This is a genomic window from Citrobacter sp. XT1-2-2, from assembly GCF_023516235.1.
In the GTDB taxonomy this organism is placed as follows: Bacteria; Pseudomonadota; Gammaproteobacteria; order Enterobacterales; family Enterobacteriaceae; genus Citrobacter; species Citrobacter werkmanii.
The window spans coordinates 2,834,166-2,852,154 of record NZ_CP097324.1; the positions used below are offsets into that span (position 1 = coordinate 2,834,166).

17 protein-coding genes are annotated in these 17,989 nt (G+C 48.6%); 7 read left to right on the top strand and 10 right to left on the bottom strand.

Features of this window, described 5'->3' with window-relative positions; genetic code table 11:
* Position 1 precedes the first annotated feature (1 nt).
* From M4I31_RS13490 to M4I31_RS13505, 4 genes are read right to left on the bottom strand one after another with little or no spacing between them, the layout of a single operon-like run.
* On the bottom strand, positions 2–838 hold the full coding sequence (locus M4I31_RS13490) for a ketose-bisphosphate aldolase (protein WP_038640077.1): 837 nt from the start codon (positions 836–838) through the stop codon (positions 2–4).
* 20 nt (positions 839–858) lie between these two features.
* A complete protein-coding gene (locus tag M4I31_RS13495) occupies positions 859–1,902 on the bottom strand; it encodes an NAD(P)-dependent alcohol dehydrogenase (protein WP_069324293.1) in 1,044 nt (347 codons plus the stop codon).
* Positions 1,903–1,919: 17 nt separating this feature from the next.
* Entirely contained in the window at positions 1,920–3,299 is a 1,380-nt protein-coding gene (locus tag M4I31_RS13500; RefSeq protein WP_085049516.1) for an MFS transporter, read from the bottom strand.
* A gap of 26 nt (positions 3,300–3,325) precedes the next feature.
* Complete coding sequence (locus M4I31_RS13505) at positions 3,326–4,402, bottom strand: zinc-binding dehydrogenase (RefSeq protein ID WP_085049517.1); 1,077 nt, start codon at positions 4,400–4,402, stop codon at positions 3,326–3,328.
* 295 nt (positions 4,403–4,697) lie between these two features.
* Here M4I31_RS13505 and M4I31_RS13510 point away from each other — a divergent pair, with 295 nt between their 5' ends.
* On the top strand, positions 4,698–5,951 hold the full coding sequence (locus M4I31_RS13510) for a glycoside hydrolase family 18 protein (protein WP_085049518.1): 1,254 nt from the start codon (positions 4,698–4,700) through the stop codon (positions 5,949–5,951).
* Between the two features lie 94 nt (positions 5,952–6,045).
* The gene (yajD, locus tag M4I31_RS13515; protein ID WP_003832478.1) at positions 6,046–6,390 is read left to right on the top strand and encodes an HNH nuclease YajD; all 345 of its coding nucleotides are present in this window, start codon (positions 6,046–6,048) and stop codon (positions 6,388–6,390) included.
* Positions 6,391–6,433: 43 nt separating this feature from the next.
* Here yajD and M4I31_RS13520 read toward each other — a convergent pair whose 3' ends face one another.
* Positions 6,434–6,709 carry a YeaC family protein gene (locus M4I31_RS13520; protein ID WP_003030693.1) on the bottom strand — a complete coding sequence of 92 codons (276 nt, stop codon included), beginning with the start codon at positions 6,707–6,709 and terminating at the stop codon, positions 6,434–6,436.
* A gap of 42 nt (positions 6,710–6,751) precedes the next feature.
* A complete protein-coding gene (msrB, locus tag M4I31_RS13525) occupies positions 6,752–7,165 on the bottom strand; it encodes a peptide-methionine (R)-S-oxide reductase MsrB (protein WP_006684886.1) in 414 nt (137 codons plus the stop codon).
* A 341-nt stretch (positions 7,166–7,506) separates the two neighbouring features.
* Between msrB and gapA the strand changes: the two genes are divergently transcribed.
* Both gapA and M4I31_RS13535 read left to right on the top strand, forming a co-directional pair.
* On the top strand, positions 7,507–8,502 hold the full coding sequence (gene gapA, locus M4I31_RS13530) for a glyceraldehyde-3-phosphate dehydrogenase (protein WP_003030697.1): 996 nt from the start codon (positions 7,507–7,509) through the stop codon (positions 8,500–8,502).
* A gap of 71 nt (positions 8,503–8,573) precedes the next feature.
* Positions 8,574–9,458 carry a D-hexose-6-phosphate mutarotase gene (locus M4I31_RS13535; RefSeq protein ID WP_085049519.1) on the top strand — a complete coding sequence of 295 codons (885 nt, stop codon included), beginning with the start codon at positions 8,574–8,576 and terminating at the stop codon, positions 9,456–9,458.
* A 62-nt stretch (positions 9,459–9,520) separates the two neighbouring features.
* Here M4I31_RS13535 and M4I31_RS13540 read toward each other — a convergent pair whose 3' ends face one another.
* The 4 genes from M4I31_RS13540 to M4I31_RS13555 form a co-directional block, all read right to left on the bottom strand.
* Positions 9,521–10,375: an aldo/keto reductase gene (locus M4I31_RS13540; protein WP_085049520.1), complete on the bottom strand. Its 855-nt coding sequence runs from the start codon at positions 10,373–10,375 to the stop codon at positions 9,521–9,523.
* A gap of 180 nt (positions 10,376–10,555) precedes the next feature.
* Positions 10,556–10,906: a hypothetical protein gene (locus M4I31_RS13545; protein ID WP_085049521.1), complete on the bottom strand. Its 351-nt coding sequence runs from the start codon at positions 10,904–10,906 to the stop codon at positions 10,556–10,558.
* Positions 10,907–10,916: 10 nt separating this feature from the next.
* Entirely contained in the window at positions 10,917–11,159 is a 243-nt protein-coding gene (locus tag M4I31_RS13550; RefSeq protein WP_038640050.1) for a hypothetical protein, read from the bottom strand.
* Between the two features lie 573 nt (positions 11,160–11,732).
* Positions 11,733–12,479: a MipA/OmpV family protein gene (locus tag M4I31_RS13555; protein WP_038640047.1), complete on the bottom strand. Its 747-nt coding sequence runs from the start codon at positions 12,477–12,479 to the stop codon at positions 11,733–11,735.
* A 433-nt stretch (positions 12,480–12,912) separates the two neighbouring features.
* Here M4I31_RS13555 and yeaG point away from each other — a divergent pair, with 433 nt between their 5' ends.
* The 3 genes from yeaG (at position 12,913) to dgcJ (ending at position 17,978) form a co-directional block, all read left to right on the top strand.
* Entirely contained in the window at positions 12,913–14,847 is a 1,935-nt protein-coding gene (gene yeaG, locus M4I31_RS13560; RefSeq protein ID WP_038640044.1) for a protein kinase YeaG, read from the top strand.
* 202 nt (positions 14,848–15,049) lie between these two features.
* Positions 15,050–16,333, top strand: a complete 1,284-nt coding sequence (locus M4I31_RS13565) for a YeaH/YhbH family protein (protein ID WP_085049522.1) — start codon at positions 15,050–15,052, stop codon at positions 16,331–16,333.
* A 154-nt stretch (positions 16,334–16,487) separates the two neighbouring features.
* Entirely contained in the window at positions 16,488–17,978 is a 1,491-nt protein-coding gene (gene dgcJ / locus M4I31_RS13570) for a diguanylate cyclase DgcJ (protein WP_085049523.1), read from the top strand.
* Positions 17,979–17,989 lie beyond the last annotated feature (11 nt).

A 17,989-nucleotide genomic window follows, 5' to 3' on the forward strand; every position in this document is an offset into this window, starting at 1 on the left:
GTCATTCCGCTTTACCGTCAGAGCCAAACAGTTTGATTTTTTCCAACGCTCGCTCTTTTACTGCTTTACGAACTTCACGTTCAACATGCAGGAATGGCTGGTTCTGGTTCTCCTGCACCGCCACCATTGCCGCCTGACACAGTTCGGTATGAATATTGATTTTAGAGATGCCTAATGAGATGGCTTTTTTAATATCCGCATCGCTAATGCCGGATGCCCCGTGCAGCACCAGCGGAACAGAAACCGCTCGGCGTACGCGCTCAACCACCTCGAAATTGAGTTTCGGCTCGGAGGTATATACGCCATGCTGGTTGCCAATCGCCACCGCCAGAGAGTCACAGCCGGTACGCTCGACAAATTCCGCCGCCTGGCTCGGGTCGGTATAGTGATAACCCGCCAGCGCCTCTTCGTAGACCGTCTCATTGCCCACGTGGCCCAGCTCCGCTTCGACCGGAATGCCTAACGGATGAAAGAAGTCCACAGCCTCTTTGGTCAGACGAATATTCTCTTCAAAATCAAAGGCGGAGGCATCGCGCATCAGAGAGTTCATGCCATGAACCCAGGCGTTGTGAATAATCTCCATGCTACGTCCGTGATCCCAATGAGTAATAACCGGTACCGAGGCCTTTTTCGCCATCGAAACCATCATGTGCGAAAAATCTTCAAACGAGGTATTCCCCACAAATCCGGTGCCAAAAGAGATAATTACCGGCGATTTAGCCTCTTCTGCCGCATCAATGACCCCCATTAGCATTTCCGCATTCCACACGTTAAAGTGAGCAATCGCATAATGTTTATTCTGAGCATCGTTTTCCCAATATTTAATATCTGCCAGCATGGTGTTTCTCCCTATTTAAATTAATGGTTAATTTTAATAACGCCTTTAATAATCTCGCGTTTGTTATTGACGGATTCGTCAAACGCGCGCTGAACATCTGCATAATCATAAATATGCGTCACCATCGACTTCACATCGAAACGCCCGGAGGAGATGGCTTCAATGGTGACCGGGTAGCGATTGGCATAGCGGAAAACAGTTTGTATTGAGACTTCACGATTAATTTTGAGGAAGTTAATCGCTGAATCGCCAGGCACCGTGCCCACGATCATGATTTTCCCACCGCGCATTACCAGATATGGCGCCTGCTTAACCGTGATGGCCGAACCGGCAGTTTCGAAAACAATGTCTGCCCCCATATCGCCGGAAAACTGTTGGCAGCAGGCAACGGTGTCCTCCTTCGCACCGTTAATCACGACCGTCGCGCCAAGCTGCCCGGCCATCGCCAGACGTTTATCCAGGACATCAACAACAGCGATGTCGGTAGCCCCCAAACATTTACAGGCTTGCAGGGTCATTAAACCAATACAGCCAGCTCCCAGAATGACGATTTTCTTGCCCGGCTTAACGTCCGCCAGCATTGCGGCATGCATCCCTACCGCCGCAGGCTCTACCAGAGCGCCTTCCATGGTGTCCATATTGTCCGGCAGCTTGTAAGTAAAGCTTTCCGGGTGGCACAGATAGTACGTTAGCGCACCGCGATAATTTGGCTGTGTGGCCATAAAATCGACGTCAGGACAGATGTTGTATTTCCCTTCCAGACAGTAGCGGCAGTGGCCACACGGCACGCCGGGTTCAATGTTGACCCGGTCGCCCGGTTTAAATTTACTAACGCGACTTCCCACTGCCACCACCGTACCGGCGCATTCATGCCCAAGACCTATTTCCTGATTGGGATCTTTCGGCGGAATAAAGGGGCCCGATTCAAAACCGTGAACATCTGAACCGCAAATACCAACATATTCAACTTTAATTAGCACTTCATGCTCTTTAGGTACCGGAATATCGGCGGCAATGATTTTCATCGTGCCCGGCGTTTTTAATATCGCTTTTGAATTTTTCATTTTATTTCCCGTCAATATTATTTGCTGGTAACGGCATCAATACCGAGACTCTCGACAGAGACGCCTTTTGTTTCAATTCCAATGGTGGCAATAGCAACAGCGACAATAATTGAGACTGCGCCCAGCAGTACAAATACGCCCGTCACGCCATAACTATTAAGTAATACAGCGACCGCATAAGGAGCGGCGATACCGCTGATACGCCCTATCGCGTTAGCAAGCCCAGACCCGCGCAGCTTCGCTTCAGTCGGCCATATCTCTGGAACATATACCGCGGAGGCATAGCAAACGTACATATACACAAAGGTAATCAGGAAGAAACCAATTAATGTGATTAGCAACATGCTGGTTTGCAGCGAATAGATATAACCCAGCACGGCAATTAACACTAATAACCCCACCCCCATCGTTTTCCTCGGAATTTTATCCATTACCAGCATGGCGATGAAAATCCCAAACGGCGCACCGAACATACTCATGGTATTTAAGACTATGGAGTCTTTCAGATTAATCCCCTGAGTCATAAATATTGTCGGTAACCAGTTAATTAAGGTGTACTGCACAACGTTCATGGCAATCAGAACAAAGGAGCCCAGAATCACCCGCTTTAATAAAACTCCCGTTAATAAGGCGGAGTACGGCACTGAACGCGGTTGTTTGTCATCATCTTCTGTCACGACCGGCGGTAGTGGCTTACCTGTCTGTCGAATGACACCGTCTTCAATGGCCCGCATCACCTGTTCAGCTTCCTGATAGCGTCCACGAGACTCCAGCCAGCGGGGCGACTCCGGGAAACTGCGCCATGCAATAACGGTTGCAATGAGCGACAGCACAGCCGGAATCAACAACTGTACGCGCCAGTTCCATTCCGCGCTGATCAGTGGCGTTAACCCCATCGCAATCAGTGAACAGAGCGGATAAGACCAGTTGCCGATAAACGAGACCCGACTGGACCAGGTGCCACGATTCCGTCCTGGCATATATTCGGTAAACCCGGCAAAAAGGGTTACCAGCAACGCGCCTAAACCCACCCCCATAACAAAACGACAGGCGATCAGAAAGGTCATATTGGGTGAAAACGCGCCAATTACCATGGAAATAATATGAATCGCTTCATACAGGATAAACGCGTTTTTACGCCCGGTTTTATCACCGATAATTCCGCCACCCAGCGCACCAAGAAACATACCCGCCGTAGTAATGGCGGAAAACGTGGCGGTGGTAGAATTATCGGTCCAACCAAGTTCTTTTAGCTGCGCGAGAATTAATCCGCCAACGGCATTACTCCAGCAAACCAGTAATCCGAAGGCTACCATAGCGAACATCGACGTATGCCAGCGGCAGTCAGGCAGCCTGTCCAGCCTGGCGCCGCAGTGCGGTTTTGCAATCTGTTCCATGCGATAACGTCCCTTTAATAAACATGTTATTCATCAAAGTCGTAAGTCATGATGACTTTAATCGCGGTTTTATCGACCATGGCGTCAAAACCTTCGCGCCATTGCGATAAGCCGATACGGTGAGTGATCATCGGTTTGACTTTAATCGCACCGCTCGCAAGCAGACGAATGGCGTTACGCCAGGAAGTGGAGTCGTAAGCCATATGACCAATAATGCTTTTGTTCCACGCGGTAATATCATTAATGGAGAAGTCGAGTGGTTTGAAACCCATCCCTACGCGGACAACTTCACCGTTGGGACGCAGCATTTCAATAGCTTGTTTCAGGGCAATATTGGCGCCGGAACATTCGATAACTAATCCCAGATTGTCTTTGCCGCAGATTTCCTGACAACGGGCGACCACATCTTCGTTCGAACCGTTGACGACCGCCGTCGCCCCCAACTCTTTGGCGATAGGAAAGCGCACCGCGACATCCTCTTCCAGCCCGACCATGACGATATTAACGGCCCCCATAATGCGTGCCATTTGCACGGAAAAGAGACCTAGCGGGCCAGTACCGAAAACCACCACGTCCTGACCTGGGAGAAATTTGGACTGTTGGGCGATAGATTTGTAAGCATTACAGATGGGGTCCAGGACTGCCGCCTCTTCATAATCAACACCAGGCGGGATTTCCCACAGCGCATGACGGTGAATTTTGAGGATTTCCCCAGGAACCAGACAATATTTCGAAAACCCACCGCCCCAGGTATTGTTGTCCAGGCCTAAATTCACCTTTTCTGTACAACAAAGAAAATCACCTTGTTCGCAGGCAGGACAGACGCCGCAAACGTGCCCGCTGTTGTCAGAAACCACGCGCTGACCCACTTTCCAGTCCTTAACCTTGTCGCCGACCTGGACAATTCGACCGGCAAATTCGTGACCACGAATCGAATTAAACTGGTCGGAACCACTGTCAACGTTATAGTGCTTCATATCCGCGCCACAGATAGCAGCTGCCCTGATTTCAATCACAACGTCATCCGGACCACATACCGGCTCCGGAACATCAATCATCTTGTAGCCACCAAAGGCCTTGCCAAATCTTGCCAGTGCTTTCATTGAATTTTCCTTTGTGTTTAGTTTTACATCAGTGGTCATCATACTTATCCATGTAATTTTTGAGGTCAACACAAAATCTTTAAAACACAGATTAAGATCTGCATTTCACAACTCAGATCACAAATAAGTGCAAAGATGTACTGAAACCTACAGAAACGTGGAGGCCGCTTCGCCTGTACGCCGTGAACCCCTTCGCATTTTTTCTGTTATGAAACGGCTAATCTGTAAGAGCTGTTTTTTTCGCCACGCCTTTCCGTGGCGTGTTTACTTGTTTAAATGTCAAAGAGGAACACCGATGAAACTATTGCCTTTGTTGGCAGCATTCCCCCTGCTCTGCGCCAGCGTTGTTTCCGCCAATTCACTGATGTCAGTTGGCTACTTTAATGGCGGTGGCGATGTCACTGCCGGTCCAGGCGGCGATATCAATAAACTGGATGTGCGCCAGATAACCCACCTCAACTATTCGTTTGGTCTTGTCTACAACAACGAGAAAGACGAAACCAATGACGCCTTAAAAGACGCCAGCAAGCTGCATCAGATTTGGCTTTCAGAGAAAGTGCAGGCTGATTTGCAGAAAATCCCGGAGCTGCGTAAGCAGAATCCGAATCTGAAAGTTCTGCTTTCTGTCGGGGGTTGGGGGGCGCGTGGATTCTCAGGCGCGGCAGCAACGAAAGAAACACGAGCGGTATTCATTCAGTCTGCGCAGGAAATCATTGAGAAATACGGTCTGGATGGCATCGACCTCGACTGGGAATATCCGGTCAATGGCGCATGGGGATTGGTCGAAAGCCAACCAACCGATCGCGCTAACTTTACCGCGCTGTTAAAAGAGCTGCGGGCAGCATTAGGGCATAAAAAGCTACTGACCATTGCCGTGGGTGCGAATGCGGAAAGTTCGAAAAGCTGGGTGGATGTAAAAGCCATTGCGCCATCACTCGACTACATCAATTTGATGACCTATGACATGGCCTACGGCACTCAATATTTCAACTCAAACCTGTATGATTCGACGAAATGGCCGACCGTCGCCGCCGCAGATAAGTACAGTGCGGATTTTGTGGTCAATAACTATCTCGCCGCCGGGTTAAAGCCGAGCCAGATGAATCTGGGTATTGGTTTTTATGGACGCGTACCAAAACGCGCCGTTGAACCGGGAATTGACTGGAGCAAACCTGACGCGCAGAAGAACCCTGCCACCCAGCCCTATTTCGAAGCAGCACAAATTGCGTTGTTCAAATCATTGGGCATCGATCTGAGCAAAGATACCTATGTGAAGTACAACGATATCGTGGCGAAGCTGATCAACGATCCGCAGAAGCGCTTTAGCCAGCATTGGGATGATGAGGCGAAAGTACCGTGGCTGTCGGTACAGTCAGCAGACGGGAAAGCGCTCTTTGCCCTCTCCTATGAAAACCCGCGCTCGGTGGCGATCAAAGCCGACTACATCAAGAATAAGGGGCTGGGAGGCGCTATGTTCTGGGAATACGGTGCGGATGACAACAATCAACTGGCTAAACAGTTAGCCGATTCATTGGGCATCAAACACTGATCCCAACGCCTGACACAATAGGTTATGATTACCGAATTCCGCTGCGCCAGCCTTTGGCGCAGCTATTCATTTTCTATTGGAGGCATGAGCTTTTATGGCTTTTATCCCTAAAAATTACGCTCGTCTGGAAGTTGGTTACCGTGAAAAAGCCCTTAAGCTCTTCCCCTGGGTCTGCGGACGCTGTTCCCGCGAGTTTGTCTATTCAAATTTGCGCGAGTTGACGGTACACCATATCGATCACGATCACTCCAATAACCCGGAAGATGGTAGCAACTGGGAAATGTTGTGCCTGTATTGTCACGATCACGAGCATTCTAAATATACGGAAGCGGACCAGTATGGTTCAACGGTGGTTGCCGGAGAAGATGCGCAGAAGGCTGTTGGCGAAGCGAAATATAATCCGTTTGCCGATCTGAAGGCGATGATGAACAAAAAATAACAGCGACTGCGGGCCCGACATCATGACTGCCGGGCCAGGATTATCAGGATTTGAACGTTGCTATAGGCTCAGGCGTAATACCAAATTCAACCTTTAGCTGCTGCTTGCTCTTCATCACCATCTCACCGTTGGTATCAATCGTCATATGTTGCGCATCAATGTTGTTGCGCGCCTGCCATAACATCACCAGTTGTAAGCTGTTCTCTTTTTGTTCTGCCGTTAGCGCCACGCCATCCGGCCATTTTCCGAGTTCAACGGCGGTAGATAAGCGCTGATAAACCTCCGGCGTCATGCTGTTGATCATCTCATCAAGATTCATGTTAAATCCCCCCTCCGTAGAATAATTTGCTGAATCGTTTCTTCAGCCCTTAATTTGTTCACCGTTTTCGCCATCGGTAAAGTTCAAAGAGGCTGAGTTGACACAGTAGCGCTCACCGGTAGGTTTTGGGCCATCCGGGAAGACGTGTCCCAGGTGCGCATCACAGTTCCCACAGCGGATTTCAATGCGCTGCATACCATGCGAGGTATCTTTTATGTAACGGATAGCCTCTTCGCTGACCGGCTCGTAAAAACTGGGCCAGCCGCAGCCAGAGTCATATTTTGTCTCGGAACGAAATAGCGGTTTATCGCAGATCAAACAGTGGTAGATGCCGTCACGCTTGTTATGCAGCAAACGCCCGGTAAATGGCGGTTCTGTCCCGTGATTCTGCGTCACGTAGAACTGCATTTCTGTTAAATTTTTTTTCAGTTCTTCTGGAGAAGGTTGATTAGCCATTTGCTCACATCTCGCTTTATCTAAACTCACATCGCGAGACAGATTCTAACAAAACATTAACACCGGAGTGCGAACTTTTGTTCTAAACTTGATCCTTGCGAAATGGCAACCTGCAATTCGTGATCAGAATCACGTTTTTATCTTGATTGCCCTTTAAAATTCGGGCCGCCGACCCCATGTGGTTTCAAGCCCAAAGGAAGAGTGAGGCGAGTCAGTTGCGCAAAGCTTAGGCAGCAGATTGATTTGTCGCAATGATTGACACGATTCCGCTTGACGCTGCGTAAGGTTTTTGTAATTTTACAGGCAACCTTTTATTCACTAACAAATAGCTGGTGGAATATATGACTATCAAAGTAGGTATCAACGGTTTTGGCCGTATCGGTCGCATTGTTTTCCGTGCTGCTCAAGAACGCTCTGACATCGAGATCGTTGCAATCAACGACCTGTTAGACGCTGACTACATGGCTTACATGCTGAAATATGACTCCACTCACGGCCGTTTCAACGGTACCGTTGAAGTGAAAGACGGTCATCTGATCGTAAACGGTAAAAAAATCCGTGTTACCGCTGAACGTGATCCGGCTAACCTGAAATGGGACGAAGTTGGTGTTGACGTAGTAGCTGAAGCTACTGGCCTGTTCCTGACAGATGAAACCGCTCGTAAGCACATCACTGCTGGCGCGAAAAAAGTGGTTCTGACTGGTCCGTCCAAAGATAACACTCCGATGTTTGTTAAAGGCGCTAACTTTGACAAATACGAAGGTCAGGACATCGTTTCTAACGCTTCCTGCACCACTAACTGCCTGGCTCCGCTGGCTAAAGTTATCAACGACAACTTCGGCATCATCGAAGGTCTGATGACTACTGTTCACGCGACCACCGCTACTCAGAAAACCGTTGACGGCCCGTCTCACAAAGACTGGCGCGGCGGCCGCGGCGCATCCCAGAACATCATCCCGTCCTCTACCGGCGCTGCTAAAGCTGTAGGTAAAGTACTGCCAGAACTGAACGGCAAACTGACTGGTATGGCGTTCCGCGTTCCTACCCCGAACGTATCCGTTGTTGACCTGACCGTTCGTCTGGAAAAAGCTGCTTCTTACGAAGAAATTAAGAAAGCAATCAAAGCTGCTTCCGAAGGCCCGATGAAAGGCGTTCTGGGTTACACCGAAGACGACGTAGTATCTACCGATTTCAACGGTGAAGTTTGCACTTCCGTGTTCGATGCTAAAGCAGGTATCGCACTGAACGACAACTTCGTGAAACTGGTATCCTGGTACGACAACGAAACCGGCTACTCCAACAAAGTTCTGGATCTGATTGCTCACATCTCCAAATAAGTTGAGATGAAACAGTAATCTGTAAGAGCGACTACGGTCGCTCTTTTTTTGCCTGAAGAAAGGATTGCGTAATGATTAATAAAATTTTTGCACTTCCGGTAGTCGAACAAATTGCCCCGGTACTCTCCCGCCGTCAGCTTGATGAGCTTGAGGTCATTGTTGTCGATCACCCGCAGGTTAAAGCCTCTTTTGCGCTGCAGGGCGCACATCTTCTTTCCTGGAAACCAAACGGTGAAGAAGAAGTCCTGTGGTTAAGTAACAATACGCCGTTTAAAACCGGTGTTGCGCTGCGTGGCGGCGTACCGATTTGCTGGCCGTGGTTTGGCCCTGCCGCTCAGCCTGGCCTGCCGTCTCATGGTTTTGCACGTAACCTGCCCTGGACGCTGAAGGCGCATAACGAAGACGAGAAAGGTGTCGTACTGACGTTCGAACTGCAAAGCAGCGCTGAAACGCATCAGCTTTGGCCGCACGAGTTCTGCCTGCTGGCCCGTTTCAAAGTGGGCGCCACCTGCGAGATGGAGCTGGAAGCGCACGGTGAGTTTGAAACCACCTCCGCGCTGCATACCTATTTCAATGTGGGTGATATTGCGGCGGTGAAAGTCAGCGGTCTTGGCGATCGTCTGATCGATAAAGTGAATGATGCCAAAGAAGACGTACTGGCTGATGGTATCCAGACCTTCCCGGACCGTACCGATCGTGTCTATCTGAATCCGGAAGCGTGCAGCGTCATTCATGATGATGCGCTGAATCGCAATATTGACGTAATCCACCACCACCATCTGAATGTCGTGGGCTGGAACCCAGGCCCGGCGCTGTCTGTCAGCATGGGCGACATGCCGGATGACGGTTACAAAACATTTGTTTGCGTAGAAACGGCTTACGCCACGGCACCGCAGAAAACCACCGAAGAAAAACCGTCTCGCCTGGCACAAACGATTCGTGTTGCTAAGCGCTAAGATCGTGTCAGTTGCCTGATAGTGTTTGCGCCATCAGGCAACTCAGCGCGACATGCAGCAAATCAGGCCATATCCAGCACCGTTTTACCTTTTGGCGCCGGATATTCCTTATCTAACTGCGTCAGCTCATCGGCAGAGAGCGTTATCTCCAGTGCCGCGGCATTCTGTTCGACATGCGCCACATTCGCGGCTTTCGGAATGGCTATCACCCCCGAAAGACGAATAACCCATGCCAGTAAAATCTGCGCAGCGCTGGCATTGTGGGCGCGCGCAATGTCATTGACCACTGGGTTAAAAAGCAAGTCCCCCCGTAGCCGCCCTGCCTGAGCCAGCGGACTGTAGGCCATAACCGGCATCTGCTGTTGCTGGCACCATGGCAGTAAATCATATTCAATGCCGCGCGATGCTAAATGATAGAGCACCTGATTAGTTGCACAGTGTCGTCCACCTGCAACCTGCCATAATGCCTGCATATCATCGTAATCAAGATTAGAGACGCCCCAGCGGCGGATTTTGCCCTGCGCAATCAGCGTTTCCATAGCGTCGACGGTGTCAGCAAATGAAAAGTCTCCCGTCCAGTGCAACAAATAGAGATCCAGATAATCGGTTTTCAAACGACGCAGGCTGGCTTCGCAGGCGGCAATCGCTTTGTTGCCCGCGGCATTCCATGGGTAAACCTTCGAAACTAAAAAAGCGCTATCACGCCGACCTGACAGCGCCTCGCCAACAACCTCTTCCGCTGCACCATCTGCGTACATTTCGGCTGTATCAATCAATCGCAGGCCAAGATCCAGCCCAGCCCGTAACGCGGCGACTTCATCCCGACGTCGGGCTGAATCCTCACCCATGTACCATGTTCCCTGCCCAATCGCAGGAAGCGATACCTGCTCCGTAAACATCACCTGTTTCGCTGTCATCGCACCCTCCTGTGTTAATGCACCACAGTAAAGCAAAACAACAGACATGTGTCCTGTTATGGTGCACAAATTGCACCATCATAGTTTGGCGTGTCGCCCGTTAATGCTATTAAAGTCAAAGGCCCGGGATCTGATGCAGATCACGGACCTAAATAATGCAAAATTTTCACTAGCCAGCGCTTATTTCAACCGACCTAAATATTTGCCCTCTTTCATGGCGTTAATTTTTCCGTTTTTATAGACAATGACGGAAATCAAACCCGCACTGTAAGTTTGTGCATCGGCATTATTTTCATCATTTGCCGCAGGGTTGCCATTAATATATGCAATACCATCAGCGCCACGTTTAAAGTCCACGCCCAGCTTATTCATATGCACGGATGTGGTTTTGCTGGCGTGCACCGGGGCATTAGCGTCGCTGACCTGAGTTTTGTGTTCATGCTGTAATTGCTGACGATATGCTTCGCTGATAGCATAAGCAGGCGCAGCAGATGAAGCCACCAGCGCAGCGATAATAATCAATTTCTTCATGAGTTAAACCTTAGTATTTATCGTGTTTGTGGTGATGGTCGGGATGGGTGCCATCAGAGCTATACAGATTTTGCGCGTTTTCCAGGGCCTGTTTTTCAGCCGCGGCATTGATTGTCGCCTGACGGTTTTGTTCGGCGATGTAGCAGGCATCGCGGCTGATCCCTTTGTTTTCGCATGCACTCATGCGTGAAGCCTCGCTGGTGCATCCAGCCAGGACCCCGCCCATCACAGCTATCATGATTAACTTTTTCATTATTTATACCAGGTTTTTACTCAAGATATCCCCGTGGCATATTTATGGCCTTACCACGAGAGTTGCTATCACTACTTTTAAAGTTTAATGAATATCGGCAATAGGATATTTAATGTCAATTTTAATTTTTTCAGACAAATACCTAAAGGATGTAAAATAAAAACAAATGATTAATTTTTTATTTTTTCACCTGAAAGTTAACATTCGAAATAAGCCAAAATAGTTATCAGTTATCCTTATGCCACTTGAGAATAAATATCCCGCGCATCGCAATACAATAAACCACAGTATTATCAATAAATTATAAACCCAGAAAACGACAGCCCACAACAATAAATCATTAAGACATGACGATATTACCTCATGAAAAAAAAACAATAGCTATCAGGCTAATAAAATGAGAGGTTTATTTTTAGTAACGGCAAAAGAAATACCAGGTTAAATAATCGTTACGGCCAGGCGAAACATAAAACCACTATAAAAATGCAATCTCATGTTTTAGATCAATATTCATCCCCACGAAGCATAAAAAAGCCCGCATCTCTGCAGGCTTTTATTTGACACGCAATAGCATCAGAACTTGTAGGTTACACCCACCGAGAAGATGCCAGACCAGGATTTATCGACCATCGGGCTATCCTTCACTTCATCACTCAAACGCACATAACGGCCAGTGCCGTATACGTTCCAGTTGCCAAGGAAGTTATAGCTTGCAGTCAACTCCAGGTATGGATCCCATCCATCGTCAGCGCTGTAGCTTTTCAGACCACTACGGCGAGACTCGTGATTGGACACGCCATAATAATAGTCGTTGTAGTTTTCGCTGCTGTACTGCACACCGATACCCGGCGTCAAAGTCAGCGCACCGTTAGTGTAACGGTAGAGCCAGGCCAGATCCCAGATAAAGCCGTTGCTATTATCCAGGGTATCACCCGCCAGAGCGGTACGCAGGAAACCATACTGGGTGTTATGTACATACGAGAGGCCAGCCATCAGGCTGCTTTTACGCTTGTCGAGTTGGCGCAAAGCATGGCTGTCGCTGTCACCCGGCTTGAAATGCGTCGGATCATAGTACGCCATGATGGAGAGCTTATCTGCCGTATCATTCCACAGATAGTAGCCGCCACCCAGACCGTGGAACCAGACGTTATCGCCTTCATAGGTGACAACCGGAACGGGATAAACATCGCGGTCATACTGTTTGTACGGGCTGTTAATCACGCCGACACCTGCACCAACAGTCCACTGACTTTCCGCGTGTGCGGTGCTAACTGCGGTTGCGGCAAGCACGCCAAGTGCCAGAAGTTTGAGTTTGGTCACAATCCATAATTCCTTATTCAAATGTGTAGCGGTCAAAGTGTAACCGCCAATACGCTTCAGCCCAACTATTTTACGTATTAGTCCAGGAATGTAACCCCCTAATTTCTCAGCGAGTGATGACATTTTGCTTGCAGGATAGTGAACACCACATGAATCCCGCCCCATTTCTTTACATAAGATGTGCTTTTTTTGCTGATGAGTTATTGATATGCCATTGAAATTCATTTGCGCACCCAGGCAAGTTTTGCAAATGCCATCTACGCTTAATTTTAGAAGGTGTATCACCGAATACGTTGATCTCCTGACCATCAAAATGGCATGAGAGTTGCTTATTTCTTCAGCAGCGACGTCGTTCAGTTTACCTCTTCAGGGGCCTCTACTATTCATATGAACGGCTCTTAACATGTGCTAAAAAACGAAAGGACGGCATACCATGAATATATTCGATCACTATCGCCAGCGTTACGAAGCTGCCAAGGACGAAGAGTTCACGCTGCAGGAGTTTCTTACCACTTGTCGGCAAGATCGCAGTGCTTATGCCAACGCGGCAGAGCGGCTATTAATGGCTATTGGTGAGCCTGTCATGGTTGACACTGCCCACGAACCTCGTCTTTCTCGACTCTTTTCGAATCGGGTAATTGCACGCTATCCCGCTTTCGAAGAGTTTTACGGCATGGAAGATGCCATTGAGCAGATTGTTTCTTATTTGAAACATGCGGCTCAGGGGTTAGAAGAGAAGAAACAGATTCTGTATCTGTTGGGGCCTGTGGGAGGGGGGAAATCATCTCTCGCTGAGCGACTCAAGTCGCTGATGCAGAGAGTTCCGATTTATGTCCTGAGCGCCAATGGCGAACGTAGCCCGGTTAACGATCATCCGTTGTGCCTGTTTAATCCACAGGAAGATGCGCAGATCCTGGAAAAAGAGTATGGGATCCCGCGTCGCTACCTCGGGACGATCATGTCGCCATGGGCGGCGAAACGCCTGCACGAATTTGGCGGGGACATTACAAAATTCCGCGTCGTCAAAGTCTGGCCGTCTATTCTGGAGCAGATCGCTATCGCCAAAACGGAACCTGGCGATGAAAACAACCAGGATATCTCTGCGCTGGTCGGGAAAGTGGATATTCGTAAACTCGAACACCACGCCCAGAACGATCCTGATGCCTACGGTTACTCGGGGGCGTTGTGCCGCGCTAACCAGGGGATTATGGAGTTCGTAGAGATGTTTAAAGCACCGATTAAAGTGTTGCATCCTCTGCTGACCGCCACCCAGGAAGGAAACTACAACGGGACGGAAGGTATCTCTGCCCTGCCGTTTAACGGAATTATTCTTGCCCACTCGAACGAGTCCGAATGGGTGACGTTCCGCAACAACAAAAACAATGAGGCGTTCCTTGACCGTGTTTACATTGTCAAAGTGCCTTATTGCCTGCGGATCTCCGAAGAGATCAAAATTTACGAGAAATTGCTTAATCACAGTGAGCTGACCCATGCGCCTTGCGCGCCAGGCACGCTGGAAACGCTCTCCCGTTTCACCATTCTTTCTCGTCTGAAAGAACCTGAGAACTCGAGCATTTACTCGAAGATGCGCGTTTACGATGGCGAAAGTCTGAAAGATACCGATCCAAAAGCGAAATCCTATCAGGAGTATCGGGATTACGCCGGGGTCGATGAGGGAATGAACGGTCTGTCCACGCGTTTCGCGTTTAAGATCCTCTCTCGCGTCTTTAACTTTGATCATGCCGAAGTCGCGGCGAACCCGGTGCATCTGTTCTACGTCCTGGAACAGCAAATCGAGCGTGAACAGTTCCCTCAGGAGCAGGCAGAACGTTATCTTGAGTTCCTGAAAGGCTACCTGATCCCGAAATATGCTGAATTTATTGGCAAAGAGATTCAGACAGCTTATCTCGAATCCTATTCCGAATACGGACAGAACATTTTCGACCGTTACGTCACCTATGCGGATTTCTGGATTCAGGATCAGGAGTACCGTGACCCGGATACCGGTCAACTGTTCGATCGCGAGTCGCTGAACGCAGAGCTGGAAAAAATTGAGAAGCCAGCGGGTATCAGTAACCCGAAAGACTTCCGTAACGAGATCGTCAACTTTGTTCTGCGCGCCAGAGCGAATAACAGCGGTCGCAATCCAAACTGGACCAGTTACGAAAAACTGCGCACGGTGATTGAGAAGAAAATGTTCTCCAATACCGAGGAGTTGCTGCCGGTTATTTCGTTCAACGCCAAAACCTCGACTGACGAGCAGAAAAAACACGACGATTTTGTCGACCGTATGATGGAAAAAGGCTACACGCGTAAACAGGTGCGTTTACTGTGCGAATGGTATTTGCGCGTACGTAAATCGTCTTAAGAGCATAAATGGCCCGGAAAATTTATCCGTTTACCGGGCCAATATTTCTTCTGTACGCGAAATCATTCAAGAGGTATCAAGGCGGCAAATGAGTGAATTCCCAGAAGCGTACATAAGTACGTGACTGGGTGAGCGAATACAGCCAACGCGGAGACAACTTGAAGGATGAAGCGTAAGTTGGCAAATGCAGTACGGGGGGCTTATGACCTGGTTTATTGACCGGCGTCTTAACGGCAAAAACAAGAGCACGGTAAACCGCCAGCGCTTCTTACGCCGTTATAAATCGCAAATTAAACAGTCGATCTCCGAGGCCATTAACAAGCGTTCGGTGACTGATGTGGATAGCGGCGAATCTGTCTCTATTCCGACTGATGATATTAGCGAACCGATGTTTCATCAGGGGCGCGGTGGCTTGCGCCATCGTGTGCATCCGGGTAATGACCATTTTGTGCAGAATGACCGTATTGAACGTCCACAGGGCGGAGGCGGCGGTTCGGGAAGCGGGCAAGGCCAGGCGAGTCAGGATGGCGAGGGTCAGGATGAATTCGTCTTCCAGATTTCTAAAGATGAATATCTCGATCTGCTTTTCGAAGATTTAGCACTGCCAAACCTTAAACAGAATCAGCAGCGTCAGCTAACGGAGTACAAAACGCACCGGGCTGGTTTTACCTCTAACGGTGTGCCGGCCAACATCAGCGTGGTGCGCTCCCTGCAAAATTCACTGGCGCGTCGCACGGCAATGACGGCAGGTAAGCGTCGCGAACTGCATGCGCTCGAAGCGGATCTTGAGACCATCGAGAAAAGTGAACCGGCTCAGTTGCTGGAAGAAGAACGGTTACGCAAAGAAATTGCCGAACTACGGGCAAAAATCGAACGCGTGCCGTTTATCGACACCTTTGACTTACGCTACAAGAATTATGAAAAACGGCCCGATCCTTCCAGCCAGGCGGTGATGTTCTGTCTGATGGACGTCTCCGGTTCGATGGATCAGTCGACCAAAGATATGGCAAAGCGTTTTTATATTCTGCTGTATCTGTTCTTAAGCCGCACCTATAAGAACGTGGAAGTGGTTTATATTCGCCACCACACCCAGGCGAAAGAGGTAGATGAGCATGAGTTCTTCTACTCTCAGGAAACCGGGGGAACTATTGTCTCCAGCGCGCTGAAGTTAATGGATGAAGTGGTGAAAGACCGCTACGACCCTGCTCAGTGGAATATCTATGCCGCGCAGGCGTCGGATGGTGATAACTGGGCGGATGATTCACCGTTGTGTCATGAGATTCTGGCGAAAAAACTGTTGCCGGTAGTGCGATATTACAGCTATATCGAAATTACTCGCCGCGCGCACCAGACCTTATGGCGTGAATATGAACATCTACAATCAACCTTTGAAAATTTTGCGATGCAGCATATCCGCGATCAGGATGATATTTATCCGGTATTCCGCGAACTGTTTCATAAGCAAAGTACCACCAGCAATAATTAAGTAACCACTTTCGGCCGAGGCTCAGGCTTCGGCTGATTACATTACCCTGTATCATGATCGTGACATTTTGCAATGGTTTATCCCGCCGCTTCGTTAGAGCGAATGTGGAGCATGTGGTAAAATCGCATCTCTAACCTATGGGCTGTAATTCATTATGAAGTTGCATCATAAAGCGCTCAGGCTCTTTATCTCAGTCAGCGTTGTTGTTTTGACATCTTCTTTTTTAGTTTATGAACTCATTGCCAGCGATAAGGCAATGAATGCCTATATGCGCTATATCAATGAGAAAGCCGACTCCTCCTTTCTCTATGATAAGTACACCAATCAGAGTATTGCAGCCCATCTGATGCGCACATTTTCATCCCCTAAGGGACCCGCATCTGTCGAACAACAAAAAGCGTTCTGCGATGCTTTCGATAGCGTTAACGGTACACATGGGCTCAATCTCACAGCGCATAATTATCTGCCATTACACGGTACGTTGCAGACCACCTCCACGAAATGTAGCGGGCAACTTGAAGACGTATTCCTGTTACCCTCTTTTGACCGGGCGGTGAACGTCAATCGCCTGCAAAAGGATTATGGGCAGGGATTAGGGACGCTGGAGTATAAATTTCGCTACTACGTCGATCTGAAAAATAACTACGTCTATTTCTATGACCTGATCGATTCACGGAAATTTGCGATACACAACTGGACATTTTTGCAAAAAGGCTCGCTGGGAATCGATCAGAATGATATTGACGGTATTTTCACTGGTCGTACGGTGATCTCCAGTATTTATGAGGATAACCTGACCGAGAAAAAGGTGATGAGTTTTTTAACGCCGGTCTACTATGCCGGTAAGCTAAAAGGCGTGGTGATGGTGGATATTAACAAAGAAAATTTAAAAAATATCTTTTATACCAGCGATCGCCCTCTCGTCTGGCGTTTTCTTAACGTGACGCTCTCGGATATCAGCTCAGGAAAAGAGATTATTGTTCACCAAAGTGAGACCCATTTATTCCGCTACGTTCACTACGAGAAGGACATCCCTGGCGGCATACACGTCACGTTATCTCTTGATTTTATGTACTTTATCGTCTCATCATGGAAAATATTCGCCTTTTATCTTCTGGCAACGATATTGCTGCTGAATATGGTCAGAACTCATTTTCGGTTGTATCACAACGTCACGCGGGAAAATATCAGCGATGCGATGACCGGACTCTATAACCGTAAAATTTTGACGCCGATGCTCGAACAGCGTTTGCAGCAGTTGGTCAACACGGGAACCCTCGTGACCTTTATCGCCATTGATTGCGATAAGCTAAAAGTCATTAATGACACATTGGGGCATAAGGAAGGCGATCGCATTATCACCCTTCTGGCTAAAGCCATTCAAACCTCGATTCGCAAAAGCGACTATGCCATCCGACTCGGCGGGGATGAATTTTGCATTATCCTCATCGATCATCCCAGTGAATTAACGCACCGCGTGCTGGAACGGATTCGCTACAACTTACAAATTATTGCGCAAGATATATCAATCAGCTTCTCTGCCGGGATTTATAATATGCAACCAAACGACACCATTGATGATGCTTACAAAGCATCGGATGCCCAACTCTATCTGAACAAACAGAAAAAACGCACCGATGCGTAATCATTTTTCAG